The organism is Agrobacterium sp. NPDC090273, from assembly GCF_044772305.1.
Lineage (GTDB): Bacteria > Pseudomonadota > Alphaproteobacteria > Rhizobiales > Rhizobiaceae > Agrobacterium.
On record NZ_JBIVYN010000013.1, the window covers coordinates 54079 to 80655 of the forward strand.

At 56.0% G+C, this 26577-nt stretch carries 22 protein-coding genes; 14 read left to right on the forward strand and 8 right to left on the reverse strand.

Going from position 1 to position 26577, the window contains the following annotated elements; translation table 11 throughout:
• Positions 1 to 9 precede the first annotated feature (9 nt).
• Complete coding sequence (locus ACIQT8_RS24405; RefSeq protein ID WP_400970895.1) at positions 10 to 951, reverse strand: aldo/keto reductase; 942 nt, start codon at positions 949 to 951, stop codon at positions 10 to 12.
• On the opposite strand from ACIQT8_RS24405, the gene ACIQT8_RS24410 reads away from it, so the two are divergent.
• The 3 genes from ACIQT8_RS24410 to ACIQT8_RS24420 all read left to right on the forward strand — a co-directional run bounded on the left by ACIQT8_RS24410 (position 937) and on the right by ACIQT8_RS24420 (position 3245).
• Entirely contained in the window at positions 937 to 1185 is a 249-nt protein-coding gene (locus ACIQT8_RS24410) for a hypothetical protein (RefSeq protein WP_400970898.1), read from the forward strand. The genes ACIQT8_RS24405 and ACIQT8_RS24410 overlap by 15 nt on opposite strands.
• Positions 1182 to 2876: a dihydroxyacetone kinase family protein gene (locus ACIQT8_RS24415; protein ID WP_400970900.1), complete on the forward strand. Its 1695-nt coding sequence runs from the start codon at positions 1182 to 1184 to the stop codon at positions 2874 to 2876. The genes ACIQT8_RS24410 and ACIQT8_RS24415 overlap by 4 nt, the downstream gene beginning before the upstream one ends.
• A gap of 156 nt (positions 2877 to 3032) precedes the next feature.
• On the forward strand, positions 3033 to 3245 hold the full coding sequence (locus ACIQT8_RS24420; RefSeq protein ID WP_400970903.1) for a DUF2945 domain-containing protein: 213 nt from the start codon (positions 3033 to 3035) through the stop codon (positions 3243 to 3245).
• A 782-nt stretch (positions 3246 to 4027) separates the two neighbouring features.
• On the opposite strand, the gene ACIQT8_RS24425 is transcribed toward ACIQT8_RS24420, so the two are convergent.
• Positions 4028 to 4690 carry a ZinT family metal-binding protein gene (locus tag ACIQT8_RS24425; RefSeq protein ID WP_400970905.1) on the reverse strand — a complete coding sequence of 221 codons (663 nt, stop codon included), beginning with the start codon at positions 4688 to 4690 and terminating at the stop codon, positions 4028 to 4030.
• Positions 4691 to 5014: 324 nt separating this feature from the next.
• Positions 5015 to 5356 carry a hypothetical protein gene (locus ACIQT8_RS24430; RefSeq protein WP_400970908.1) on the reverse strand — a complete coding sequence of 114 codons (342 nt, stop codon included), beginning with the start codon at positions 5354 to 5356 and terminating at the stop codon, positions 5015 to 5017.
• Between the two features lie 480 nt (positions 5357 to 5836).
• Here ACIQT8_RS24430 and ACIQT8_RS24435 point away from each other — a divergent pair, with 480 nt between their 5' ends.
• From ACIQT8_RS24435 to ACIQT8_RS24450, 4 genes are read left to right on the forward strand one after another with little or no spacing between them, the layout of a single operon-like run.
• A complete protein-coding gene (locus ACIQT8_RS24435; RefSeq protein WP_400971052.1) occupies positions 5837 to 7432 on the forward strand; it encodes a peptide ABC transporter substrate-binding protein in 1596 nt (531 codons plus the stop codon).
• 55 nt (positions 7433 to 7487) lie between these two features.
• The gene (gene oppB / locus ACIQT8_RS24440; protein WP_262527132.1) at positions 7488 to 8411 is read left to right on the forward strand and encodes an oligopeptide ABC transporter permease OppB; all 924 of its coding nucleotides are present in this window, start codon (positions 7488 to 7490) and stop codon (positions 8409 to 8411) included.
• Entirely contained in the window at positions 8404 to 9534 is a 1131-nt protein-coding gene (locus tag ACIQT8_RS24445) for an ABC transporter permease (protein ID WP_400970912.1), read from the forward strand. The genes oppB and ACIQT8_RS24445 overlap by 8 nt, the downstream gene beginning before the upstream one ends.
• Position 9535: 1 nt before the next feature.
• Complete coding sequence (locus tag ACIQT8_RS24450) at positions 9536 to 11146, forward strand: ABC transporter ATP-binding protein (protein WP_400970915.1); 1611 nt, start codon at positions 9536 to 9538, stop codon at positions 11144 to 11146.
• A gap of 55 nt (positions 11147 to 11201) precedes the next feature.
• On the opposite strand, the gene ACIQT8_RS24455 is transcribed toward ACIQT8_RS24450, so the two are convergent.
• Positions 11202 to 11591, reverse strand: coding sequence for a cupin domain-containing protein (locus ACIQT8_RS24455; RefSeq protein WP_400970918.1), 390 nt, complete (start codon positions 11589 to 11591; stop codon positions 11202 to 11204).
• 286 nt (positions 11592 to 11877) lie between these two features.
• Between ACIQT8_RS24455 and ACIQT8_RS24460 the strand changes: the two genes are divergently transcribed.
• The 6 genes from ACIQT8_RS24460 to ACIQT8_RS24485 all read left to right on the forward strand — a co-directional run bounded on the left by ACIQT8_RS24460 (position 11878) and on the right by ACIQT8_RS24485 (position 20720).
• Positions 11878 to 13056: a glucoamylase family protein gene (locus ACIQT8_RS24460; protein ID WP_400970921.1), complete on the forward strand. Its 1179-nt coding sequence runs from the start codon at positions 11878 to 11880 to the stop codon at positions 13054 to 13056.
• A gap of 669 nt (positions 13057 to 13725) precedes the next feature.
• Positions 13726 to 15549, forward strand: a complete 1824-nt coding sequence (locus ACIQT8_RS24465; protein ID WP_400970924.1) for an ABC transporter ATP-binding protein — start codon at positions 13726 to 13728, stop codon at positions 15547 to 15549.
• Positions 15550 to 15591: 42 nt separating this feature from the next.
• Positions 15592 to 17127 carry an ABC transporter substrate-binding protein gene (locus ACIQT8_RS24470; RefSeq protein ID WP_400970927.1) on the forward strand — a complete coding sequence of 512 codons (1536 nt, stop codon included), beginning with the start codon at positions 15592 to 15594 and terminating at the stop codon, positions 17125 to 17127.
• A gap of 75 nt (positions 17128 to 17202) precedes the next feature.
• Positions 17203 to 18126, forward strand: coding sequence for an ABC transporter permease (locus tag ACIQT8_RS24475; protein ID WP_400971055.1), 924 nt, complete (start codon positions 17203 to 17205; stop codon positions 18124 to 18126).
• Between the two features lie 6 nt (positions 18127 to 18132).
• Complete coding sequence (locus ACIQT8_RS24480; RefSeq protein ID WP_400970930.1) at positions 18133 to 18981, forward strand: ABC transporter permease; 849 nt, start codon at positions 18133 to 18135, stop codon at positions 18979 to 18981.
• A gap of 5 nt (positions 18982 to 18986) precedes the next feature.
• Positions 18987 to 20720 carry a M14 family metallopeptidase gene (locus ACIQT8_RS24485; protein WP_400970933.1) on the forward strand — a complete coding sequence of 578 codons (1734 nt, stop codon included), beginning with the start codon at positions 18987 to 18989 and terminating at the stop codon, positions 20718 to 20720.
• Between the two features lie 133 nt (positions 20721 to 20853).
• Here the strand turns inward: ACIQT8_RS24485 and ACIQT8_RS24490 are convergent, their stop codons facing one another.
• Entirely contained in the window at positions 20854 to 21735 is an 882-nt protein-coding gene (locus tag ACIQT8_RS24490) for an MBL fold metallo-hydrolase (RefSeq protein WP_400970936.1), read from the reverse strand.
• Positions 21736 to 22059: 324 nt separating this feature from the next.
• On the opposite strand from ACIQT8_RS24490, the gene ACIQT8_RS24495 reads away from it, so the two are divergent.
• The gene (locus tag ACIQT8_RS24495) at positions 22060 to 22845 is read left to right on the forward strand and encodes a phosphodiester glycosidase family protein (protein WP_400970939.1); all 786 of its coding nucleotides are present in this window, start codon (positions 22060 to 22062) and stop codon (positions 22843 to 22845) included.
• 107 nt (positions 22846 to 22952) lie between these two features.
• Here the strand turns inward: ACIQT8_RS24495 and fhuB are convergent, their stop codons facing one another.
• Genes fhuB through ACIQT8_RS24510 form a run of 3 tightly spaced genes read right to left on the reverse strand, consistent with a single transcriptional unit; the run spans position 22953 to position 26549 of the window.
• Positions 22953 to 24920, reverse strand: coding sequence for a Fe(3+)-hydroxamate ABC transporter permease FhuB (gene fhuB / locus ACIQT8_RS24500; RefSeq protein WP_400970942.1), 1968 nt, complete (start codon positions 24918 to 24920; stop codon positions 22953 to 22955).
• On the reverse strand, positions 24917 to 25798 hold the full coding sequence (locus tag ACIQT8_RS24505; RefSeq protein WP_400970944.1) for an iron-siderophore ABC transporter substrate-binding protein: 882 nt from the start codon (positions 25796 to 25798) through the stop codon (positions 24917 to 24919). The genes fhuB and ACIQT8_RS24505 overlap by 4 nt, the downstream gene beginning before the upstream one ends.
• 13 nt (positions 25799 to 25811) lie before the next feature.
• Entirely contained in the window at positions 25812 to 26549 is a 738-nt protein-coding gene (locus ACIQT8_RS24510; protein WP_400971058.1) for an ABC transporter ATP-binding protein, read from the reverse strand.
• Positions 26550 to 26577 lie beyond the last annotated feature (28 nt).

The window sequence follows — 26577 nt, forward strand, 5'->3', positions numbered from 1 at the left end:
ACCTATAGATCAATTCAGCGCGACAGAATTGAACCGGGACCATGCATGATCGGGAATCGGATCATTCATGGAGGCGACGATACGGCGCAGTCTCTCTGAACTGGTTGTGCCGAGGATTGCCGATACGACTGACGCGTTCTGGAGGGGAAATTGCAGGGCGGCACTTTCGAGGCTGATTTTTTCCTCTTGTGCGATACCTTGCGCCAGCTTTGCATAGGGTGCGATCGGGTCCTGCTCATGATCAGGCAGGTTTTGTTCCAGCAAAGTACCGCCGTTAAAGATGCCACCGATGATCAGCGGGGTCGAGGTTCTCTCGCATATGTCGAGCAGCCGTGTTCCGGCAGTGCGATCAATCAGGGTGTATTTCCCGGAAAGCATGACGCAGTCGAGTTTCACGCGATGCATGATGTCAAGGCAAACGCCAACGTCGTTCACGCCAATGCCGAAGCCGGTGATGTTGCCATTGGCTTTAAGTTCTTCAAGCGCCCTAATTCCGCCCTCAAGGAAACGTGGCAAATGCCGGCGATATTCTGCGATGCCGAGCGTAGAGACCTCGATATCGTCAGCGAGGAGCAGATCGATCGAGGACAGCCCCAACCTTGCGAGGCTGAATTCGAAGGAGCGCATTACTCCGTCATATGAATAATCATAAGAGATTTCGAACGGCATCACGTCTGGCGGACAGCCCTGCACAGGTTTCAGGATCTTGCCGATTTTTGTCGAAAGAACATAGGATTGGCGATCCTTCCTGCGCAGGAAGTCGCCCACGCATCGCTCGGACAACCCGACGCCGTAGCCAGGAGCCGTATCGAAATAGCGGATATCCGAGCCCCAGGCAGCTTCAAGAGCAGAATTGTAGTCCGGCACCCGGAGAGGATCGCGGATACGGGCGGTACCGTATCCGACGCGAGTAAGGCTGATCGGTAGGGCGCCGAGTTGACGATATTCCATGCACTAGAGATCCAGGGTCGTTATCGAAGCAATCAACTTAATGTTGTTTTCCAGAATCCTGAAGCCGAAGGCGAAATCAAGGGTGAATTCAATCCTGTTGACGACCACTCCGACGGTAGCACCTCATCTTTGGGGATGACCGTCTTCTTGATTGATGGTTGTAAAAATTGGACAGAAGCGCGCGAGAGTGCGAAAAAGTGTTCCCGCTTGCGCATGGAGGAAAACCAGGCATGAAAAAGCTTATCAACGATCCGTCCACTGTTGTCCGTGACATGCTGGAGGGAGTTGTAGCGCTTAGTCCTTCTTCTACTCTGCTTGCTGATGAGAACGTTGTCATACGATCTGGCCTTCCCGAGGCAAGAGAGCGGAAAATTGCCGTTCTTTCCGGGGGAGGAAGTGGCCACGAGCCCGCTCATGCGGGATATGTCGGTGTCGGAATGCTGACCGCCGCCGTGGCCGGTGATGTCTTTACGTCACCCAGTACAGATGCCGTTCTCGCTGGAATCAAGGCGGTCGCCGGACCGGCAGGCGCCCTGATCATTGTCAAAAACTATACGGGCGACAGACTGAACTTCGGTCTTGCAGCCGAACTTGCACGTGCAGATGGTATTCCTGTCGAGATCGTGGTCGTTGCTGATGATGTTGCGCTGAAAGACACTGTCCCCGCAGATCGCAGACGGGGGATCGCCGGAACTGTTCTGGTTCACAAGATTGCGGGGGCTGCTGCGGAGCAGGGGCTTGATCTCGCCGACGTTGCCAGTATCGCGCGTGCAGCGGCGGGCAACCTCTCCTCAATGGGGGTCTCACTTGGCTCCTGCACGCTGCCTGCAGTCGGAAAGCCAGGCTTTGTTCTCGCAGACACGGAAATCGAGATTGGTCTCGGCATTCATGGAGAGCAGGGTGTTCGCAGAATGCCGATCGGTACCGCAGACGAATTGACAGCTCTCGTCCTGGAAACGGTCAAGGCGGATGGTCGACTGAAGACAGGTGACCGCGTAGCACTCTTGGTCAACGGTCTGGGTGCAACTCCGCCAATGGAACTGGCAATCGTTGCCCGATCAGCCATCGCTTTTCTGGAAAGGGACGGCGTTGTGGTGGAAAGAGCATGGGCGGGAACATTCCTTTCCGCGCTTGATATGCCGGGCTTTTCTCTCTCCCTCGTGCAGGTGGACGACGCTACTCTTGCCCTCATAGATGAGCCGACGGACGCCAGCGCCTGGCCACGTGGCGGCAAGGTGAACCGCCAAAGGGTGATGCCTTCGGTGAAAACTGAAAAGCAGGCCGTCGTTTCCTTGGATCGTACTGCCGCAGGTGAGCGATTGTGGAAGACTTCCCGATCGGTCGCAGAGGCATTGATTGCGGCAGAGCCGAGCTTGACGGAACTCGACAGCGTTACCGGCGATGGAGACCTCGGCGCGAGCATGGTTCGCGGCGGACAGGCGGTACTAAACCTTGACGCTCAAAGCTTCGCGAATGTTTCTGGTGGATTGCAGGCCATGGGCAACGCCATGCGCAAAGCCATCGGAGGAAGTTCAGGGCCCTTCTATGCAACCGGTCTCTTGTGCGCGTCGCGCAACCTTGCCGGTTTTGATGAACCGACGGCCAGGCAGATGGCTGATGCCTTCGTGGCGGCAGTGCAGGCGATATCGGATCTCGGTGGTGCAAAGCCTGGTGACAGGACGATGATCGATGCACTCTACCCGGCGGCTAAGACCTTCAGCGACAGAATTGCTGCCGGTGCCTCGGTTGCAGAAGCATGGAGTTCCGCAGTCGATGCCGGACTTCGGGGAGTGGAGGCTACGAAATCAATGAAGCCGAGACTTGGCCGTGCAAGCTACCTGGGGGATCGGGCCCTGGGGCATCCGGACGCTGGCGCAGCCGCCGTTGGTGTCTGGCTTGAAGCGATCAGGGCGGATATTCCCTGACATCAGGGACAGTTCCGTGCGCTCGATGGAGAGGTCGACGGTAGCGCTGACTTGTCGTTGATCGGGAACAAACCTCGTCGAGCTCACGTTCAGGCTTCACGGTTGCCGCCGAGCCCCTGATCGAGATGTATCCCGCCGTTTTTCTGGAGAAGGTTTATGCCAAAACACCTCAGCAAGGGTGACAAGGTTGCCTGGAACACCAGTCAGGGTGAAACGACGGGCAAGGTCGTCCGCAAGCAGACCTCTCCAACGAAAATCAAGGGACACGAGGTCAAGGCGACGAAGGATGAGCCGCAATACATTGTCGAAAGTGAAAAGTCGGGCAAACGCGCGGCCCATAAACCGGACCAGCTCAGAAAAACGCGATGATAGTGCGCGCTTTTGTAACGAGCCGGCCATTTGCCACAGTCTGTTACAATATTCGCCAGTCTCAACACATTGCAGCGACATAGCGCCAATATCACGCCTGCCGAACGTTATGCTTTAACACCGGAGGCGAATGCTATGCTCCATATGAGACGTATCCTCAACAGGTTTTGCTCGGAGAATGGGCTAAGGATCGAAGGCCAGGAAGCGATTCTGGCCGCTCGGTTTCTGATTGATCAGGATATTAAGGGAGTGGTGGATCACGTCACGCTTGAACGCGAACTTGACCAATGGTGGCACGATAAACGCAGGCATTGAGAACTTACGCTTTATGGCGGGCCACAAGATGGACACCGGCAGGCACTTTGGCCCAAGTTGAAACATATATTATCTGATTGGTCGATATTCGTTTACCGTAAACTGGAATGGCTGATTTCCTGCCGCCCAATTGTCATCTTTACGATTAGGTGTGCGCCGATAACAAGAAACGACGAGGTGACATGATGTCAATCAACTCGGGTCATGCCAGGCAATTCAAACGACCCACACGAAATATTTCCAGTCCACTGGACCGAGCGATCCTGCAACTTGATGATATGATCGACGCTCAAAGAGGGACCGCGTTCCCGGCTCCGTTTAATCTTTACAGAGCGAAACGGATTCTCGAGCGCTTCCGGTGCAATTACCGTTGAAAAAAAGCGGCCGCGCGAGCACTACGCAGCAACTATGATCCGTCTCACCGCCTTTGTATAAGACGGTGAGACGAGCAAAGGCTAGACGTTGCTTTAGTGAGCCAGCATCTCTCTTACGACCTGCTTGCCGTTCAACGCCCATGGGTAATAGGTGGGCCAGTTCGTGACTTCCTGAAGCAGCGCTTTGCGATCCTTGCCCCAGTAGAGGTGGAAATGGCCGGATTTTTCCGGGGTAATTCCGTGATCGCTGAATTGAACATATTCCGGTGCCGACGCATCGCCGTCCGCTTTTTTGAATATATACCGGACGCCTCGGTTACCTTTCGCGTAGGTCAGGATTTCAAACCCGTCGTTTAGATAGGTGCCGCGATAGGTCTTGTCTTCCTGGGTGAACGCCATGCTGTTGTCGGTAATTACAATCTTGGTCACATCAGTCTTGTAGCCGAGTTCATAATATTTCCGATAATCTTCAAACGATTTCTCTCCCTGCTCAGCCTTGTGCTTGAATACGGGATCGAGAGTGCCGTCGAGGAGGTAGGGATAAACCGAATGCCATTTGCCAGCCCAGTCGGACAGTTCCCGTTTCTTGACTTGCTCAGTTTCGAAGTAGCCCTGGTAGATTTTCGATTTGGCTTCATCTGAATGGGCATGACTGTGCTTCGGCGCGGCTGAAGCTTTCCCCGGCGCATAAGCACAAAACGGTACGGCAAGAGAGCACAGCATCAGCAGTGTCGATATCTGAAAGTGTGTTTTCATAGCATTTCCTAAACGCGAAAAATCATTTTATGTTATATCGTAACAAAGGCAGTGATAGCCTTTGAATTTTTGACGCGCAAGAGCCCTGCATGGCGTTTGTTCGCCGGAGGCTTATGCAACTCGAGTATCCGAGCGCGGTAGTTGTCTATGCAGAGTTGGAAAGACGTGAGCTGGCTTTGGCAGATGACCTAAACATCATTGCATTTTGCGAGTTCCAGACACAGTGCCTTACGTGCGGAAGGGAGGAGCACAATCCCCACCTCTGGAGATCATGCTCCCTCCGCAAGCCGCGTAAACGATATGACTATCTGCCAAATATCTACGTCAGATTTCTGGGCAGCCACGTTCATTGGCGAAAGTAATGCGATCAGGCCCACGGCGGGTAAAGCCTTCGACGACGACGCGTCCAGGTGTGACGCGAACGACTTCTGGATCGCGCAGGCCTGCGTCGCGCGCCGCAGCGCGGGCTTCGCGCTCACTGCAGCCACGCATGGGCGGGCCACGGCGATCAACGTCCCTATCGCGGTCGCGGATGATCGGGCGTACGCCGTCTGGGCCGATCCTCAACTCCATGTCCTGCGCAGACGCTGGCATGGCGATGGAAGCCATAGCAAGGAGCAGCGCCAAACCCGCAGTTCTGCCGGTGAATGTCTTAGAGTTAATCATTGTTCCTCCCTCAGCCGAAATCCGGCAGAAGCTGTTTATCTCAAGAGGAAAAACGCGATCGCCAGACGTTGGTTCCTTTTTAACGCCGGATGCATGGGACATATGCGAAGTCCACATTTCCACCGGGGTACGGAACGAATCCAGGAATGATTATGTGGAGCAGCATGAGAACGCTTGTCGGCGCGACAGGTTACGGATCTGAACAGTATCAAAGGTAAAGCTGAAAGGGTGTGTTTGCCATCCACCGCGATCTGATGTTTCAACCGGGATAACCGGGCCAGACAAGGGCTGGTCGTCACGCCGAAGATTGCGCTAGCGGGCATTTCCAGTCTACCAGGCAGCAGATTTCCAACTTTTCCCACGACATTGCCGTAGCCGGCAACGTCGAGGTTTCCGCATGAACTCACAATTTATTGTGGTTGCACTTTGCAGCAATATGTCCTTGTGTGCGTGCTCGCAATATTATGGGAACACAAAATGATGTCGATAAAAACAACAACGTGCGCCGCTCTGCTGGTAAGCTCGCTTCTAATTGGCGCCAGTTCTGCACTTGCAGAAACAGTCCTGCATCGCGGTAATTCGGGAGAGCCGCAGACACTCGACCAGGCACAGACCTCGATCAACATCGAAGCCTTCATCCTGAAGGACCTTTATGAAGGCCTCACCATTTACGATGCTGCCGGAAAAATCATTCCCGGTACGGCGGAAAGCTGGACGTTGTCTGAGGATGGCACCGTCTACACGTTCAAGCTGCGTGCGGATGCGAAGTGGTCGGATGGCACACCTGTTACGGCTGAGGATTTTGTTTTCTCCTACCAGCGCGTCGAAGATCCGAAGACCGCAGCGAAATACGCCAATATTCTTTATCCGATCAAGAATGCCGAAAAGATCAACAAGGGTGACGTGCCGGTTGATCAGCTCGGCGTGAAGGCTGTGGATGACAAGACGCTTGAGATCACGCTCGAGCGCGCGACACCGTTCTTCCTTGAGCTGCTTGCCCACCAGACGGCTCTGCCAATCTCGAAGGCCAGCTACGAAAAGAACGGCGCCGATTTCGTAAAACCCGGTGTCATGGTCTCGAACGGTGCCTTTCAGCTTCAGGCGCACGTTCCCAATGACAGCTTGACGGTGGTCAAGAACGCCAGTTTCTGGGACGCAGCCAATACCAAGATCGATAAGGTTATCTTCTACCCGATCGACGACCAGGCGGCATCCGTACGGCGTTTTGAAGCAAAGGAAATGGATCTCGCCTATAATTTCTCGGCAGACCAGATCGATCGACTGAAAAAGGCCTATGGCGAGCAGGTTCACGTTTCGCCGACGCTTGCGACCTATTATTACACTTTCGACACGCGCGAAGCGCCCTATAGCGATGTCCGTGTCCGTCAGGCTCTCTCGATGGCAGTCGACCGCGATTTTCTCGCCAAGGAAATCTATAGCGGTTCGCAGGTCCCGGCCTATTCCATGGTCCCTCCGGGCATGGATTCCTACGGAGAACCGGCCAAGGCTGATTTCGCCACGCTGTCACAGCTGGATCGGGAAGATGAAGCTCTCAAGCTTATGAAGGAAGCTGGTTATGGCGACGGCGGTAAGCCGCTTTCCATCGAAATCCGCTATAACACCAACCCGAACCACGAACGCGTTGCAACAGCGATTGCCGATATGTGGAAGAACACCTTCGGGGCAAATGTGTCACTGGTGAACCTCGACGTCGCCTCGCATTATGGCTACCTCCAGGAAGGCGGCAAGTACAACGTCGCGCGCGCCGGGTGGGTTGCCGACTATGCGGATGCCGAAAACTTTCTTGCCCTTTCGGTCTCGTCCAACAAGACCTTCAATTATTCCAAGTTCAACAACGCGGAATTTGATGCGCTGATGCAAAAGTCTTACGACGAGAAAGATCCTGCCGCACGCTCCAAGCTGCTTCATGAGGCAGAGACCATCCTGATGAAGGAACAGCCCGTTGCTCCGCTTCTGACGCAGGCCGATCTCTGGCTGGTGTCGAACCGCGTCAAGGGTTGGGTAGACAACGCTGCAAACGAACACCTCAGCCGCTTCCTGAGCGTTTCAGAATAAGCAGCACTGGCACGGTGGCTTAACACCACCGTGCCATGCCGGAGCCTGAAAAATCATGATTTCATTTGTTCTGCGCCGTTTGGCGAGCGCTGTGCCGACGCTCTTTATCGTCGTCACGATTTCGTTTTTCCTGATGCGGTTTGCACCGGGTGGTCCGTTCAATCTTGAACGCCCATTGCCGCCGCAGACGATGGAAAACCTGATGAGAACCTATCACCTGGATGAGCCATTGTGGCGCCAGTATCTCATCTATCTCGGCAATGCGGTCACCGGTGACTTTGGTCCGAGTTATATCTACAAGGACAATACTGTCGCGCAGTTGATCGGCAAGGGGCTGCCCTATTCGCTTGAGCTCGGTTGCTATGCGCTTTTGCTTGCGCTGGTGGGTGGCGTTCTGGCCGGCACGCTCGCGGCACTCAGGCAAAACAGCGCGTTCGACTTTTCGATCATGTCCATTTCGACAGTTGGCGTCACCGTGCCGAACTTCGTTGTCGCACCTGTCCTCACGCTTGTGTTTGCCGTTTTGCTTGGGCTTCTGCCAGCAGGCAGCTGGGGCGATGGGTCACTACGCTATCTGATCCTGCCGATGATCGCACTTGCACTGCCGCAGCTTGCGGTTATCGCGCGTCTCACACGCGGCGCCATGATCGAGGCTCTGCGCATGGATCATATCCGCACGGCCAAGGCTTATGGCCTTCCGGCGCGAAATGTCGTCGTGTTTCACGCGATGCGCGCGGCGATGCTGCCGGTGGTTTCCTATCTCGCTCCCTGTGCCGCTGCTCTCCTGACGGGCTCGGCGGTCATCGAGACGATCTTTACGATCCCAGGTGTGGGCCGCTATTTTGTCCTCGGCGCCATCAACCGTGACTATACACTCGTCATGGGAACTGTCGTTCTCGTCGCCATTTTCGTCATCGTGTTCAATCTCGTGGTCGATATTCTCTACGGCCTGCTCGATCCGAGGGTCAGACATGACTGATATCTCCGGCAATCTTGCCGCTCACTCGCCGGTGAAAAGCCGAAGCCTTTTCCAGCTCGCCGTCTTGCGTTTCAGACGAAACAAGGCCGCAATGGCCGGCTCCATCATGCTCGTGCTGATTACGCTCTTTTCATTTATCGGCCCGCATTTTCTGTCCCACACCTATGACCAGGTGTTTTCTTCCTACGTCTCGGTGGCGCCGAGCCTTGAGCCTCGCCCCGATGTGAACAACCTTCAGGGTGTGATGGAAGGGGTGGCCAGCAGGGCACGCGTGGAACTGAAGGAATTTGCGGTTGAGGGTCAGACCTTCACAGCAACTGTCACGTCAAGCGGCCAGATCGACCCGCGAACGACACGCTATTTCGACCGCGCCAACGAATTCGAGAACACGAAAATCGTTGCTACGGAAGATGACGGGAAAACCTTGAAACTGGAGGGCGATGTCAACCGGGAATACTTTTTCTTCGGGACGGATTCGAACGGTCGCGACATGCTGGCGCGAGTCATGCTGGGCGGGCAAATATCGATCGCCGTCGGTGTTCTGGCTAGCCTCGTTTCGCTGGGGATCGGCGTTGTCTACGGTGCGACAGCGGGCTACATCGGAGGACGTGTCGACAATGTGATGATGCGTTTCGTGGAGATTCTCTATTCGCTTCCCTTCGTCTTCCTGGTCGTCGTTCTGGTGGTCTTCTTCGGGCGCAGTTTCATCCTGATCTTCCTTGTGATCGGCGCGGTGGAGTGGCTGGATATGGCGCGTATCGTGCGCGGCCAGACACTTGCCCTGAAGCGACGGGAATTTGTGGGGGCGGCTCAGGCTTTGGGTCTGACTGATTGGCAAATCATCCGCCGTCACATCATTCCAAACACGATCGGCCCGGTGGTCGTGTTCGTCACGGTTGTCGTACCCAAAGTCATCCTTCTGGAAAGCTTCCTCTCCTTCCTCGGCCTTGGTGTACAGGCGCCACTGACAAGTTGGGGTGCGTTGATTTCCGAAGGCGCCAACAACATCCAGTCGGCGCCATGGCTACTGATATTTCCGGCGATCTTCTTCGTACTGACCCTGTTTTCGCTCAACTTCGTGGGCGACGGGTTGCGTGATGCACTCGATCCCAAGGATCGTTGACATGAATACACCATCTGAAACCATTCTCACCGTTCGTGACCTCAAGGTCGATTTTACCACGCCTGATGGCACGGTGAATGCCGTGAAAGGCATCGATCTTGACGTCAGAGCGGGTGAAACACTCGCCGTCGTCGGAGAATCGGGCTCAGGCAAAAGCCAGACGATGATGGGTATCATGGGTCTGCTTGCTTCGAACGGCGTCATCAAGGGGTCGGCAAAATACCGTGGACGTGAGCTCATCGGCCTGCCGGTCAATGAACTGAATGACATCCGCGGGGCGAAAATCACCATGATTTTCCAGGAGCCCATGACGTCGCTTGATCCTCTTTACAGGATCGGCGCGCAAATCGCCGAGCCTATCATTCACCATCGGGGCGGCAGCAAAAAGCAGGCGCGTGCACGCGTGCTCGAGCTCCTGAAGCTTGTGGGGATTCCCGAACCGGAACGGCGTATCGACAGCTATCCGCACGAGCTTTCCGGTGGGCAGCGCCAGCGTGTCATGATTGCCATGGCGCTCGCCAACGAACCGGATATTCTGATCGCGGATGAGCCGACCACGGCACTCGACGTGACGATCCAGGCACAAATCCTCGATCTTCTGAAGTCGTTGCAGCAACGTTTTGGCATGGCCGTGGTCTTGATCACACATGATCTTGGAGTTGTTCGCCATTTCGCCAACCGCGTCGCCGTCATGCGCCGTGGCGAGATCGTTGAAACCGGTACGACGGAAGATATCTTTGAACGGCCGGAGGCTGACTATACCAGGATGCTTCTCGATGCAGAGCCGAGCGGGCACAAAGCGGCGGTCGGTGAAGGCTCGCCCGTCGTTCTTTCCGGACAGAATGTGACGGTTGATTATGCAATCCCGGGCGGCTTCCTGTCGAAGGCAAGCGTTTTCCGGGCCGTGGACGGCGTCAATGTCAACCTTCGCCAGGGACAAACCATCGGCATCGTCGGTGAATCGGGATCGGGCAAGTCAACGCTCGGTCGCGCGCTTTTGCGTCTTGCGCCGGCAAAGGGCCGTATTTTCTTCGGCAAAACGGAAATCACTGGTCTTGAGAGAAAGGCGATGCGGCCGTTGCGGCGGCGGCTACAGCTCGTGTTCCAGGACCCCTATGGTTCTCTTTCACCAAGACAGACGGTCGGGGAGATCATCACCGAGGGTCTGTTTGTGCACGAGCAGCAGCTCAGCCGTGCTGAGCGGGACAAGCGGGCAATTGAAGCATTGCAGGAAGTTGGCCTCGATCCGGCCGCCCGCAACCGCTATCCCCACGAGTTTTCAGGCGGGCAACGCCAACGTATCGCCATTGCCCGCGCGATCATCCTCAAACCGGATGTCGTCATTCTCGATGAGCCGACATCTGCCCTGGACCGGTCCGTGCAGGGGCAGGTGATCGACCTTCTGCGTGATTTGCAGAAGACACACAGCCTCTCCTATATCTTCATCAGCCATGACCTCTCAGTCATCAAGGCCATTTCGGACTATGTGATCGTCATGAGGAACGGCAAAATCGTGGAAGAGGGTGAAACGGACGCGATCTTTAACAGGCCCGCGGCTGAGTATACGAAAACGCTCATCAAATCCGCCTTTACCGCGGAGGTCGCATCATAGCGTAGGGCTCGGATGTGCCGGTCATGTCTATGGCGCTCAAAAAAATGAGCGTCATTTACTCAAGATCGGTCTGTATCCAGCGGGGCGAATGATGAATGTCGATCGTTTGCAACCGCCTTGGACCGAGGTTCACAAACCGGTGCGGAATTCCCGCAGGCCCAAGAACAACCTCGCCTGCACCGGCTTCAAGCACTTGGTCGCCGACAAAGAACCGTGCTCGTCCGGCAACAATAACGAAGGTCTCATCATAGGGATGGACGTGAAGACGCGGCCCATCCCCTGGCGTATCGTTACCATATGCAAGGATAGTGGTTGATGCCCCTATTGTTTCTCCTGAAAGAGAGCCGCGCCAGGGCCCTTCATTTTCGATGGAGAAAAGATTGCCCCTGACCGGAGGACGCCCGTCCGGCTCGATTGTATCAGGATCAAAGTCCCTGCGTGCCATAGTCTTTCTCCTCCTCTATTTCTCCCCCGTCCGAGTTTCACCAGTTTTGAATGCGTTACAATCATGATTCCGACATGATTGCGGAGATGCTGGAGCGCTCCTGCCAATCGAGTCTTTCGGATCAACTTCCCCCGTGAATATTCAGTATCGGCCCAAAGTCAGCGGCGATGACCTTCATGTCCGGACGCCAGTCCCAGCGTCTTCCCGCCATTTCCCTGATGAACTGATTGCCCTTCAACGAAGCACGTTCGAGTATTTCTGGTCCGGGAGCCATCCAGAGAGCGGTTTGCCGAGGGATCGGCTGCAGTCCAATGGCGAGCCGGTCTTCGAGATTGCCTCTGTTGGCGGTGTAGGGTTCGCATTCCTCGCGCTCGTGGTCGGCGCGCACAATTCCTGGATCAACCGTCGTGAAGCGCTCGAACGGGCAAATCTGATGTTGGTCTCACTCGGGAGAGTGCGCCGTTTTCATGGGGCATTTCCGCACTTTGTGCATGCACAGACTGGCAAGGTCATCCCATTTGCGAAGTATGATGACGGCGGAGACCTGGTTGAGACCGCGTTGCTGATCCAGGGACTGATCTGCGCTCGCGAGTATTTCTCTGAGGCGACAGACGCCGAGTGCTTATTGCGTGCCGCCATCGATAAGATTGTCCAGGGCGTCGAATGGGACTGGTACACGAAGGGACAAAAAGGGCCCTTGTGGTGGCACTGGAGTCCACGGCATGCGTGGACTGTGAACCTGCCGATCGTCGGGTGGAACGAGGCCCTGATCTGCTATGTGCTTGCCGCCGGTTCTGCAAAGCATGCCATTGATGTGGAAAGCTACCATTCTGGCTGGGCGCATAGCGGCGCAATCGCCAATGGCAATGATTACATGGGGGTCAGACTGCCGCTCGGTGAACCCTTTGGCGGACCACTATTCCTGTCGCAATATTCCTTTTGCACGCTTGACCCACGAGGTCTCAGCGATTCCTATTGCGACGACTACAGGGAGCAGGTGCAGGCGCATACGTTGATCAACTACATGCATTGCCGCAAACATTACGCCGAGAAAGACGGATGGGGGCTTTCGGCATGTGATGGTCCAAAAGGGTATTCAGTCAATTCCCCAACCAGCGACAGCGGTGTAATCGCCCCTACTGCCGCTTTGTCGAGCATGCCGTTCCTGCCAGTCCAGGCATCCGAGGCCGCCCGGCATTTCATGGCATGGAATGGTGGCGGGCTTGTTGGACGTTTTGGCCTGATGGACTCTTTCGAACCTTCGAGCGGATGGGTTTCGAAAACACATCTTGCCATCGATCAGGGGCCGGTCGTTGCCATGATGGAAAACCATCGCAGTGGTCTGTTGTGGAAGCTGTTCATGAACGCGCCGGAAGTTCGCCTTGGGCTGAAGAGGCTCGGCTTTCAGACGAAAGCAGGCGACGCGCGCGCCGGGCACCCCATTTTTACGTCTGCTCTTGCCTGATCGCGATCGAGGCGTGACGAGTGCCTGCGTCTGGCGTCGGTAACGGCGAATTAGTGATCGGAAAACGAACGTCGTGCGGCTAGCGTCAGCGCTGCCTGACGCTCAGTGACCAAGTCACCAAGTCACCAAGTCACCAAGTCACCAAGTCACCAAGTCTTGATCACATTCTTTGCTCGTGCCACAGGCGTAGAGGATAACAGCTCCCACGGCTCGCTCTTGGCTTTGACGGATATGCCCTTGTGCCGTGCATGTATGCATTTTCGTCTTCTAGAGTTCGCTCAGACTCTTTCCCTACAGTCACCAAGGTTCAAACGATTAAAGCCCTGCTGGCGCTAAGTCATGGGTTTTGCTGAACTATTAAGCAATTGCCTTATTGTACGGCGATATTGAAATATTGTTCAACACTATGGACATGATTGTTCTCGTTTGTTACTTGCTATGAAAAAAACGGGGTGGAGGTGTGAGCGAGATGAATAGCGGCGGGTGTAGCAACAGACGCAATCAATATGGCGTTCTGGCTATGGATGTCTGTTTTGCTGTTTCCCGCATTGTGTGCCCATCCAATTCCAGCATGGGAACTCTGACCGGTAACGCCGCCCGCAGGCGTTTGACGGTGAGAAAATGTGGCGCCCCTCCAATGACCGAATATTTCAAGCCGGAGACACGAGCATGACCGAGACCGTCCACAGCACCCCGCTTCTTTCGGTCGAGGATCTGAGTGTGGAGTTCGGTGAAAGCCGCGTTGTTGATGGCCTGTCGTTTATAGTCGAGGCCGGCAAGACGACCGCGGTCGTCGGTGAGTCCGGCTCTGGCAAATCGGTGACATCGCTTTCCACCATGCGCTTGGCCGATATGATGGGCGCGAAGTTTGCTTCTGGCCGTATCATGTTTGACGGCAAGGATCTGCTGAAAGCCTCGCAGAAGGAGATGCGCTCGATCCGCGGCAAGGAGATCGCCATGATCTTCCAGGAGCCGATGACGTCGCTCAACCCTGTCTTCACGATTGGCGACCAACTCTGCGAAGTGCTGATGCTGCACGAAAAGCTGAGCAAGTCTGCTGCCATGGCGGAAGCTCAGCGACTGCTCGACATGGTCCGCCTGCCAGACAGTTCTGCTCTTCTACACCGTTTTCCACATCAGCTTTCCGGAGGGATGCGCCAACGTGTGATGATCGCCATGGCACTTGCCTGCCGGCCAAAGCTCCTGATCGCCGACGAACCGACGACGGCGCTGGATGTCACCATTCAGGCGCAAATCCTCAACATCATGCGCGATCTGCAGAAGAAGCTTGGCATGGGCATGGTGTTTATCACCCATGATATGGGTGTGGTCGCAGAAATGGCCGACAATGTCGTCGTCATGTGGAAAGGCAAAAAAGTCGAAGAAGGTCCGGTTAGAGAAATCTTCGCGAACCCGCAGCATCCCTACACCCGTGCGCTTCTTTCTGCTGTTCCGCGTCTCGGCAGCATGACTGGTGAAGAATTTCCCAAGCGCATGCCGTTGACCGTGCTCCAGGATGGCGAGCCGGTCGTTGTCGGCGAAGAGCGCGTGCAGAACACCGCAAAATATGACGACAAGCCACTGCTGTCCGTCCGCGACCTGTTTGTCCGTTTTGACGTCCGCAAGAACCTGTTCGGCAAGGCGACACACCGTTGCAGCGCCGTACAGAAGGTGAGTTTCGATATTCATGCCGGCGAAACACTGGCTCTGGTTGGTGAATCAGGTTCCGGAAAATCGACGATTGGTCGGACAATTCAGCAACTGCAAGCAGCGGTTTCCGGCGAGATATCCTTTAATGGCCGGAGCTTCTCGGCTATGTCCGCAGCAGAGCGGTTCCGCATGCGCCAGGAAGTCCAATATATCTTCCAGGACCCTTTCGCTTCGCTTGATCCGCGCAAGACCGTCGGCTTCTCGATTGCCGAGCCGATCAATACTCACGGCCTTATCAATGATCCGAAGGCCGTGCGCCGTCGTGTTGATGAGCTGCTGGAGCGGGTGGGCCTTGGTTCGGAACACGCCTCGCGTTATCCGCACGAGTTTTCCGGTGGTCAGCGCCAGCGTGTCTGTATCGCCCGCGCGCTCGCCTCCGATCCAAAACTGATCATTGCCGACGAGGCGCTGTCAGCGCTCGATGTCTCCATTCAGGCGCAGATTATCAATCTGTTCATGGATCTGCAGGCCGAACGCGGCCTGGCCTACCTCTTCATCAGCCATGACATGGCGGTGGTGGAAAAGATGAGCCATCGCGTTGCGGTTCTCTATCTCGGCCAGATCATGGAAATGGGCAGCCGCCAGCAGGTATTTGAGACGCCGACCCATGATTATACCCGCCGGCTCCTGTCGGCCGTGCCGGTCGCCGATCCAACCATCGAGCGCCAGGGCGCGATCATGGAGGGTGAAATACCCAACCCCGTTCGCCGTGTCGGCGACGAACCGGCCATTCTCGCCCATGAGGAAATCAATCCGGGCCACTTCATCGCGAAGAGTGCCTGAACAACCGCGAAAAATCGCAACCATCTGAAGAGGAACAGGTAGATGACAACAATCAAGAAGGGGATGACGGCAACGCTCGTCGCGTTTGCCCTGGCAGGAACAGCTTTGACGGCTGCACCAGCCCTTGCTGCCGGCAAGATGACCATTTCAAGCCCGCAGGACCCGGGAAGCTGGGATCCGATCGATACCTTCCTCGTGCAGTGGGCTGCCGTTGCGACCAACATCTTCGACGGCCTGACCTATCGCGGTCCCGATCTCAAGCTTCAGCCTGGCCTTGCTCAATCCTGGGAAGAGCTCGACGACGGCAAGCGTATCCGTTTCAAACTGCGCCAGAACGTCAAGTTCCACAATGGCGAGCCCTTTAACGCAGCCGCTGTCAAGTTTACCTTTGAACGCCTGCTTGGCGACGAAGGTGCAAAGGGTCCGCAGCGCTCCAACTACGTTGCGATCGAGAGCATCGATGTCATCGACGACTATACCGTCGATATGAAGCTGAAGGCGCCGGACCCGGTCCTGCTCACCAAACTCGCCGGTTACGGTGCGATGATCGTCCCGCCGAAGTACATTCAGGAAAAGGGTGAAGACAACTTCAACCTCAACCCTGTCGGCACGGGCGCCTTCAAGTTCGTTTCCTATGCGCCGAAGAACAATATCAAGCTCGAAGCCAACCCGGAATATTGGGGCGGTGCGCCAAAGCTTTCCGAACTGGAATATCGCTTTATCACCGAGCCCGCGACCGCCGTTGCCGAACTGCAGGCAGGCCGCGTTGATCTCGTGATCCCGCCGACCATTCCGATCGGCATGATCCCGGTTATCGAAGGCGACAGCAAGCTTGAGATCGTCAGCGTTCCCGGCCCGACGGTTGATGCGCTCCGCTTCAACACGCGTGATGGCATCACCGCCGATCCGAAGGTCCGCAAGGCGATCATCATGGCTGTCGATCGTGGCACGATCGTCAAGTCCATCCTTGCCGGCCAGGCTTCGGAGATCGCCAGCTTCCAGAGCGCGCTTTCCTTCGGATACGACGCCGATCTCAAACCGCTTCCTTATGACCCGGAAGGTGCAAAGAAGCTTCTGGCCGAAGCTGGCGTGAAGGCGGGAGCCGCGCTGCAGATCGATATTCGCGGCAATGATGCAACGATGAATGAGGTGGCGCAGGTAATTTCCAGCTACCTGTCGATGGTCGGCATTACGGCAACGATCAAGCCCTATGAGACCAACGTTCTCCTCAACGACATCATTCCGCAGGGCAAGACCGGCGCAATGTTCCAGCAGAAGTGGGGCGGCTGGACCTTCGACTACGACAACACGGCCTACTCGATGTACCATTCGGGTGAGAAGTGGAACCCTTACGACAAGGACGAAACGCTGGACAAGCTGCTGGAATCGCAGCGCCCGCTGACAGACCGTGCCGAGCGCGAAAAAATCCTAAAGCAGGTTGGCTCCTATACAGCCGAACGTGCATTGGAACTGCCGCTTTACAACACCAATGCGATCTACGGCATCAACAAGCGGGTCAAGGGTTTTGTCGCACCGCCCGACAACCGCCTGAAGCTGACCGACGTTACCGTCGAATAATCAGTTGATCTTTTGACAAGTCGCCTTGCCCGTGATCAAGCGGGCAAGGCCGGATTTCTCTCCAAGGTAAAGAACGTGGCCGGTTTCCTCATCAAGCGATTGCTGCAGGCGATTTTCGTCGTCATTGCCATCACCCTACTCGTTTCCTTCGCCATCCGCCTGACGGGCGATCCCGCAGTCACCATGTTCCAGGGCGGCGGAGCCATGACGGAAGACGATCTGGCGCGCATTCGTGCAGTGCTTGGGACCGATCGGCCATTCTTCGAGCAATATTTCAGCTTCCTCAAAGGTCTGGTGACACTGGATTTCGGGCGTAGTTTCACCGGCAGTACACCGGTGTCACGGCTGATTGCCGACGCCTTGCCTGCGACCCTGCTCCTGGCCCTCATTTCTATGGCCGTTTCGATTGCGTTGTCGATCCCGCTCGGTATCAAGGCCGCGACATCACGTGGCAAGGCTGCCGATCAGGTGATCCGCATCTTCTCGCTGGTTGGGCTCTCCTTCCCCAACTTCTGGCTGGCCACGATGCTGGTTCTGCTCTTTTCCATTACTCTTGGCTGGTTGCCGCCAAGCGGTATGGGTGGTTTTGCAAGCTATGTCATGCCGGCGGTGACCATGGGTGTCATTCTGACAGCGACCAATGTCCGTCTGGTGCGCACAGCCATGCTCGACACGCTTCGTTCTCAATACGTCATGGTGGCGCGCGCCAAAGGGCTCAGCGAAACCAAGGTTCTCTACAAACACGCATTACGCAACTGTGCCATTCCGCTGATTACCTATTTCGGTCTGCAGTTCGGTGGCCTTCTCGGCGGCATCGTTGTCATTGAACGTGTTTTCAACTGGCCGGGCCTCGGCACGCTCGCCTTTGATGCGGTTGGCGCACGCGATTACCCAGTGCTGCAGGCGGTCATCACCGTCCTGTCACTGATGATTGTCGGCATCAACCTTCTGGTCGATATTGCCTACGGGCTGGTCGATCCGCGTATCCGCACGGAGTAATTGACAATGGCTGCCAGAACCTCCCGCTTTTCGCGCTTTGCCAATCTTGAATTTATCCTCGGTGCTTCCTTGACCACCGTCATCTGCCTTGCCGTCGTATTCTCCGACGTCCTTTTTCCGGGCGGTGCTGACAAGATCGATCTGATGGCGCGCCTTGCTAAACCTTTTGCAAATGCCGCGCACCCCTTCGGCACCGATCCGCTCGGGCGCGATGTTCTTGCCCGTGTTGTGGCAGGTGGAAAGATCTCGCTGCTTGTCGGATTTACCTCCGTTATCGGTGCCGTTATTTTCGGTGTCGCTGTCGGACTGGTCGCCGGCTATTACCGCGGCTTCTGGGACATGCTGGTCATGCGCTTTGCAGATATCCAGCTTGCCATGCCGTTCATTCTGCTCGCGATCACCTTCATTGCGATTGTGGGCGGCAGCCTGACCAACACCATCATCTTGCTGATCGTGTCGCAATGGGTGCAGTACGCCCGTCTGGTGCGGGGATCTGTGCTGACACTGCGTGAACGGGAGTTCATTCTGTCTGCCCGCGCTATCGGCGTCAGGGACTGGCGCATCATCCTTCAGCATCTGTTGCCCAACCTCATCGGTCCCGTCATTGTTCTCATGACGCTGAACGTCGCCAACAATATCCTCCTTGAAAGCAGCCTTACCTTCCTTGGTCTTGGTGTCGATCCGACAATCCCAAGCTGGGGCGGAATGCTGGCCGATGGCCGTACCTATCTGCAGACGGCATGGTGGGTCAGCGTTTTCCCGGGGCTTGCGATCCTTCTGACCGTGCTTGGCCTTAACCTTGTTGGAGACTGGCTCCGCGACAGCCTTGATCCAACCGGCAGAACCTCGAGGTAAAAGTGATGAGCAAGATTTTTAAACAGTCCTTCGATCGCAGCCTCGATGAACTTGTCGCTCGCGCTGTCCCTGGACAATCATTCGAGGCATGGACCTTCGATGATACGGCGAGCCGTCGCGCAGCGGAGAGCGAGTTGAAGGCAAAGGGCGTGAATGCGCGCATCCGCAGTGCTTACAAGCCGCTTCTCTTGACCTTTGTCGAAGACATCGATCTCGAAGGTGTAACCGCAATCGAAGTGTTCTACCCGGTGCATCAGAATGCGCCTGCCAACCGGTTCCGGCTTGAAGCCTATCCACTGGCAGCCATGGTGGGCACCGCAAGGATTGAGTTCATCGCCCGCGCCGATGGTGCCTTCCACTATGACGTCGTCCTCAAGCGTGGCGATGCTGAAGAGAAAATGACCGTGCTCGCGCCAAACCGCGTGCACACTGATGTCGTCGGTGAAACCAATCTGTCGCCGACGGGCTGGTACCGGGCTGAAGGCGACAAGGCAGGTGAGCGGCTGGAGACGGACTACGAGCGGCTTTTTGAAGCTGCTATCGGCGCTGTCGCCAACCATGACTGGGGCACGCACGAACCCTATTTCGAAGAGTTGAACATCCGCGTTTCGCATCCGGCTGGTGATCTGCCCCTTCCTGTCGGCGACGAGGTTGTCAGCCTGCGCGAGGCACTGCACGAGGATTTCTATTTCTCGCTTCTCGAGTTTTTCCAGAAGAAGTCTGGCAGGCCGCTTGGCGACCGGGGACTGAAGCCGGGGCAGATTGTGCCAGAGATTGTCAGGAGTGAGGGCGAGATTTCTGTTGCGATCGAGACCCGTGCGCTCAGCACTGGCTTCCTTGATGGTAAGGAGCAGGGGATCGACAAAGCCGCTGAGCCGGTTGCGGCCGCCCAGATTGCGAAGTTGCTCGATGACGTTGGTGGCGAGGCGTTTGTCGCCGTTTCACGTTCCGGCCGGGCGGTGAACGCCCGCTACATCAAAGGCACCGATGCAGCCGTCATGATCAGCGGTGGCCAGCATCCGAATGAAACGACCGGCATTGTTGGCGCGATCCGTGCAGCCCTGAAACTTCGGCAACAGAACGGCGCGCATTTCACCATCTCGCCGCTTGAAAACCCGGATGGCTATGCACTCCATCAGCGGCTTCGCGTCGACAACCCGCGCCACATGCACCATGCCGCTCGCTACACAGCGCTCGGTGATGACCTTGAGTACCGCACCGAGGAAAATTCAGGTCAGCATCTGAACGAGAAGGCAATCCGGTTCAAGGCACAGGACCTGAGCGGAGCTGACGTGCATGTGAACCTGCATGGTTATCCATCGCATGAGTGGACACGCCCGCTATCGGGTTACGTGCCGCGCAATTTCGCGATGTGGACATTGCCAAAAGGCTTTTTCCTGGTCATGCGTCATCACGCGGGCTGGACAGAGCAGGCAGAAGCGATGCTCGATTATGTGACAAGTCACCTTGGGGCCATTCCGGGAATTCTCGATTACAACAACCGGCAAATCGCACTTTACGAAGCGCATGCCGGCGAAACGGGTTTCCGCATCATCAATGGCTTTCCGTGCCTATCAACGATTGATGACAGGCACACTGTGCCGCTGACGCTGATCACTGAATATCCGGATGAAACCATCTACGGCGATGATTTCATCATCGGCCATACGGCGCAGATGGAGACCGTGATCTCTGCATACGATGCTTGGCAGATCATCAGGGCGAAGGCGATCGCGTAGAGATCGACAACAATGGCGGAGCAATTCCAGCTCCGCCGATGCAGTCGTGGCATCGGTTCAGACCTTACCTTCCTTGCTTTGCCGTAAGCTGTCTAGAAAAGACTTTTGGCCGAAAACGGCGCCGTTGGCTGCCTCATGTCCGAGGTTCGAAACAGCCAAGCGGGATCTTTAGATAAGAACGCCCGTTTTCTTCCGGTTCTGGCAACCGTCCGCCGCGAAGGTTTACCTGCAGGGCCGCGAGCATTAGTTGTGGCAACGGCAGTGTTGCGTCGCGTGCTTCCCGGACCTTCACAAATTCGCCCTCGGTTGGCAGGCCGGCGAAATGCTTGTTGCCGACAATCTGGTCCTCAACGGTGGTTTCGCAAAGCGCTTCGCGCCCATCAGGTGCATAATCGTGGCCGACGAAAAGTCGGGTTTTGGGCGGAAGGTCGAGGATACGCCTGATGCTGCGATAAAGGTCACGGGCATTCCCCCCTGGAAAATCTGCCCTGCTCGAACCGCTGTCGGGCATCATCAGCGTGTCGTGAACGAAAGCCGCATCGCCGGCCACGTAGGTTATCGACGCCATCGTGTGACCGGGTGAGAAGAAAACGGTCACAGCGATGTTGCCGACCATGAAGGTCTCACCGTCCGCGAATAACCGATCCCAGTCGGAGCCGTCAGCGGAGATTGCCTCGCCCAGATTATAGATGTTGCGCCAGAGCGCCTGAATTTTTTTGACGTGTTCGCCGATTGCCGTGGGTGCTGCGAGCTTTCCTTTCAGATACTGCGCCGCCGAGAAGTGGTCTGCATGCGGATGAGTGTCGAGTATCCAGACGACCTCGATCCCGCTTTCTGAGATGTAATCGAGGATCTCGTCGGCACGTACTGTGTTCGTGGCTGCCGCTGCCGCATCATAACCAAGGACAGGATCGACGATCGCACCCTTCATGGTGGCCGGATCGTGAAACACATATTGCCAGCTTCCGGTCGGCTTGTCCCAGAAGGCTTTCACGACTGGCGCGACAATGCTCATGCAAATCTCCTGTCTATCCTGCGGCGTCAAAACGCCCGGTCGGTCATATGATGCAAAAGGGCTGCGGAAGCATTGCTTCGATGTCAGGCGTGATTGTTCTTTGGACTCATGGGATTTGTACACGGCTTCGTCGATGCGTAAAGCCATGCGATTTGGATCTGCTGATCGAGCGGTGCGCTCAAAGAAATGCTGCCGAGGCTAAGACTGGTAAAACTCTGTCATCTGACAGAGTTCTTGGTGAGCGCGGTGATGATCATTTTTTGATGTGACTTCAGTCCAGCCCACGTGGCATTGCGGTATCGATGATTATTGGAGGCTCGATAAGTGAGATTGAAATACGCGCTGTTGGCAGCTTCTTTGACAACCTGCTTTCTCGGATACGGTCCAGCCCGTGCAACGACCCCCGAGCACGATCCGTGCGAGATTCATCGGTACAACGGAATGGACTTCGTTGTTTGTGCAGCCAGGCCCGGATCGACAAATTTGAAACTGGCGTGGGCTGATAAGGAGGGGAAACCCTATCGGAGCTTTTCGAACCTTCGTCGCGCAATGACCGTTGAAGGAAAGCAGATACGCTTCGCAATGAATGCAGGCATGTTTGATGAACAGTACAGGCCGGTCGGGCTCTATGTTGAAGACGGGTCTGAGCTGAACGCGATTAACACTGGGACATCGGATAAGCAGCCTGCTCCGAACTTCTTCAAACAGCCAAATGGTGTGTTTTATCTCTCATCCGGAGGAGCAGGTATCCTTCCGACGAAGCAGTTCCGGGCCGCGGCGCCGAACGTTGATTTTGCTACCCAGTCTGGTCCCATGCTGGTCACAAACAATGAGATAAATCCTATTTTCATAAAGGGCTCATCGGACAGGACGCGCAGAAGTGGGGTAGGGCTTTGCGCCGACGACATGCTTATTTTTGTTGCGAGTGAGAAGAACATCAATTTCTACGATTTCGCGACAGTGTTTCGAGACACGCTTAAATGCCAGAATGCACTTTTCCTCGATGGTGGCGATGGAGTTGGTTTCTTCAGTCCGACGTTGAAGCGAAATGATTGGTCATGGCACGGCGGTTATGGGCCCATGATCGTATTGTTTGCAGAAGATCCATAGTTCTCAGCGGTAACGTCTCGCAACGCTCAGCAGGTCTCCAAACTGGATGTCGGGCTTTGAGCGCTCCCAGTTTGGAGATCACCATCGGTTGGGCGGCGGTCACGGGCCTACGCTTTTTTCCGCATCATAAACATCAGAAACGGCGCGCCGATCATCGCCGAGACGAGGCCAGCCGGAATTTGATACGGAGACACAAGGGTACGCCCGAGGAAATCGGCAGCGACCATCAGCGCACCGCCAATAAATGCCGCTCCAATCATTTGAGGCAAGGCACGCGCCAGGCCTGCTTCGCGCGCCAGATGCGGCCCCATCAGTCCCACGAATGACAGGGGTCCAACAGTGAGAGTCGCCGCCCCGGTCATCAGACCCGCCAATGCGAAGAGAACAAATCTCGATCTTGCTAATGATATGCCGACAGCCGACGATGGTGACGGGCCTAGTGGAAGGATATCGAGCCACCGGCGCGTTGCAAAAGCAATAGATATCAGTACCGCGCCAATTCCGACCTCGGCCAACGCGCTTGAGCTGTCGACAAGGTAGGTTGAACCGCTCATCCACCGCATAAGCAAAGCTGCCCTAGGATCTCCTGTCGAACTCAACACTCCGACGACCGCATCGACCATTGCGCTCAACGCGATGCCGGCCAGCAACACGCGTTCAGGTGAAAACCCAGATCGTCGCGAACTCAGGAAAATGACAGCCAGCACAGCAATTGCACCGGCAATTGCGAAGGTGAACTGACCAAACAATCCCGGTGCAACTGCAAAGAGGCCGATCGCAACGCCGAACGTTGCCCCCGCACTAATACCCAGAACTTCTGGGCTCGACATCTCATTTCCCGTGAGACGCTGCAAGATTGAGCCTGCGACAGCAAGCATTGCACCGGCAGCCAGAGCGGCCAAAACCTTCGGCACACGAATGGCAAGGAGCTCTGATGCGAGATCGCCTTGAAGGATCGAAAGACTGCCATCAATGCTGCGTCCAACCAGAATGCTGATGGCGAGAATCAGGCAAAGAGAAACTGCAGCGACCGTTATCGATGTCGTCAGTCCAAAAGGTCGAGGCCTGTTCCACGCTGATGATTGCTGGATCCTGTGGCGTATCTTCAACCGTGGCAGCAGCGCCAGCAGAAGCGGTGATCCGAAGATTGCCGTGACAGCACCTGTGGGCAGGAAATCGCCAAGGCCACCCGCCACCAACTGAAGCACAGCGTCCGTGCAGAACAGAAGGCTTGCTCCAATGAGGGGAGACCAGAAGATCAGTTGCCCGGGACGCCGGGCGCCTGCCAGTCGCGAAAGCGTCGGCGCGACCAAGCCGATGAAACTGATAACTCCGACCGCGCTTGTCACGAACGCGGCAAGGGCCACGGCACAGGCGATGGCGATAAAACGCAACCGGCCCGCTCTGACACCTAGGGCTGAAGAACTGTTGTCTCCAAGGTCGAGGATCGAAAGAGGCCTTGTGATCAATCCGCAGACGATCGCAACCGCGGCAATTTTCCATAGCAAAGAGACTGGGATGGCCCAGCTTTGCTGCGACAGAGAGCCGCTTCCCCAGATGAACAGGCTCGCAAGATAACGCTGGTTGAGATAGGTCAGGATTGCGGATAGACCACCGCACCACAGGCCGAGCACCAGTCCCGAAAGGACGAGTGAATAGGGTGAAAAGCCGCGTCGCGCCCCGAGACTGACGACAATTGCTGCGGCAATCCCGCTTCCTGCCAAGGCCACGAGATCGCGATTGGCGCCGAGCAATCCCGGAAGAAAAAGTGAGGCCAACACAAGCGCGAGGTTTGCGCCTGCTGACACACCGAGTGTTGTCGGATCTGCAAGGGGATTGCGCAAGACTTGCTGGAACAAGGCGCCCGCCAATGCCAACGCCGCGCCGACAAGGATAGCTGTCGCAAGGCGGGGAAGGGTCGAGTAATAAAGAACGAGCCGCGTTGGATCGTAGTCTACATCAGAAGGAACCGACAACGACGGCGCGACAAGGAATGCCGATGCACACAAACCGGCGATAAGAAAGACCGCGACGACGAGCGCGGGACCATAGGTTTCTCGGCGAGCAGGGGTCATGGTTCGCGCTCCAGAAGTTCTGTCAGGAGACCCGCAAACCGAACCGCCTCGTTCACCATGCCAAACATCAGCGCGGCAGGGAGGATCGATAGATGGCCGGGACGTGCAAATGGAAGTTTCTTCCAGAGAGGGCTTTGCGCAAGTTTTGGCAGAACGTCCGGCGGAACTGGGTCAAAAGCCACGAGGCGCGCATCCTGGTCTTCGATCTTGGAAAGGTCTTCAATTCCGATGGTTTCGAAACCCCAGAAGTTGGACTGCCTGGTCCAAGCGTTCCTGACGCCGATCCGCTCAAGCACGTTGTGAAAAAGTCCGGGGCTTGAATAAATGCGCAGGTGGCGCGCATCCATGAAATTCACCAACGCAATCGAGGGCACGTTCTTGCCCGCCAATCGCTGGCGGCACTGGTCAAAGAATGCCTCGGATCGCTGTAGAAACGCCTCCGCCTCTTTTTCCCTGCCCAGTTCAACCGATAGCTTGCGTGTCGCGGCTATTGCGGACTGGAGAACGGGCCCACTGTCAGGTGTAAAGATCTCGAGGCGGACAATCTTCCCGTAGGGCTTCAGCCTTGGCAGCAACTCGTCGAGGTAAGGTGTTGTCAAAATGATATCGGGTTTCAGCTGTAGCAGGATTTCGACGTTCACCTCGAATGAACTGCCGATATCGACAACTGAATCTGGCATAACCGGCTCGACAACCCACCGGCCCCAATCTGCGAGATCTGAAATGCCGACCGGTGATATCCCAAGCGACAGAAGCGTGGACGACAGACCGTAATCCAGGCTGACAATTCTTTGACCCGATGTTTGCGCCAATGCTGGTGTGGAACTAGCGGCCATCGCTGCTGCAAATTGGAGAACGGTCCTTCGCGAGACGATCATCGAACCCTCAAACTCAGCAGACATAGGCAAGCGGGTGGTTGAGATTGGGCGCCGACGTAACGTCCATGTCGATCCCATAGATATCGCGCAACGTATCAGGGACGAGTATTGTGTGGGGCGTGCCACTTGCGACGATGCGACCTTCGTTCAGCGCATGGATACGGTCGCAGAAACGTGCCGCCATGTTGACATCATGAAGAACGATCACAACACTTCTACCACCTTCATGTGCCAACGTTCTGATGAGTGAAAGCACCTCGATCTGGTGAGCAACATCAAGGGCTGCGGTCGGTTCGTCCAGTAAAAGACAGCGGGCATCCTGAGCAATCAACATTGCGATCCAGGCGCGTTGTCGTTCTCCGCCTGAGAGCGTCCCCACCACGCGATCAGCAAACATCTCGATATGCGTTGCAGTTAGCGCCGCTTCGACCTTTTGCTTGTCAACTTCGGAAAATCGGCCGAGTGCACCGTGCCATGGATAGCGCCCGCAACCCACGAGTTCGCGGATTGTCATCTCCGATCCTGTGCTCAAATCCTGTGGCAGGTATGCGACCGCTCGCGCAAAATCACGGTCACTATAGTGCGCAAGTTCATGACCTCCAAAAGTCACAGCCCCTGCTGTGGGCGACAACTGGCGCGCCAGAATCTTCAGGAGACTGGATTTGCCTGATCCATTATGGCCCAGCAAAGCCACGACTTCGCCTGCTGGAAAATCAAGACTGACATTGGACAGGATTGTTCTGCCGTCGATCGAAAGACCTACTCCGGTGAGTTCAAAG